The organism is Schaalia canis (genome assembly GCF_003858455.1).
Classification (GTDB): domain Bacteria; phylum Actinomycetota; class Actinomycetes; order Actinomycetales; family Actinomycetaceae; genus Pauljensenia; species Pauljensenia canis.
Window position 1 is genome coordinate 1 of sequence record NZ_RQZF01000044.1, and the last position, 447, is coordinate 447.

The 447-nt window shown below is 55.7% G+C and carries 1 protein-coding gene; it reads right to left on the minus strand.

What is annotated here, in order from left to right:
* A partial coding sequence (locus tag EII11_RS10375; RefSeq protein WP_133306637.1) for a hypothetical protein occupies positions 1 to 318 on the minus strand: 318 nt, incomplete at its 3' end.
* Positions 319 to 447 lie beyond the last annotated feature (129 nt).

The following is a 447-nucleotide window of genomic DNA, read 5'->3' on the forward strand; positions in this document are numbered from 1 at the left end:
ATCCACAATCCCATACGCTCGCGCCGTAGTACGAATAAACCTGCCTTCTTCTACGACCGGTTCAGGCGGAGGAGGCGTAAGTCCCTTCCCCTCCCAGTACACGGCCTGGAAAGCAGCGATACCCTCACCGAAATCAAGGGGCGTCACCCGCCAGTCAGTCGAATGAGTGGCAGCATTCTCACCCCAATACGCCTTCCCCAACCGGCAGTAATCACCATGAGCAAGCCGGTCAATCTCTGGTGGCCCAAAGTCGAAGCTGCCATCAAGATAATCCCATGCCCCAAGGATGATCCTGCGATCACCACTAATGTACTGCACACCATAGGGAGTGCCATCCGGTTCAGGGTAGTAAACAGTTCCATCCGGACCACAATCTGCGGCTACACTCAGATCACCTCCGCTAATTGGAATTTGCTCCCCACCTCCGGCTTCTTGAGCGGTGAGCAG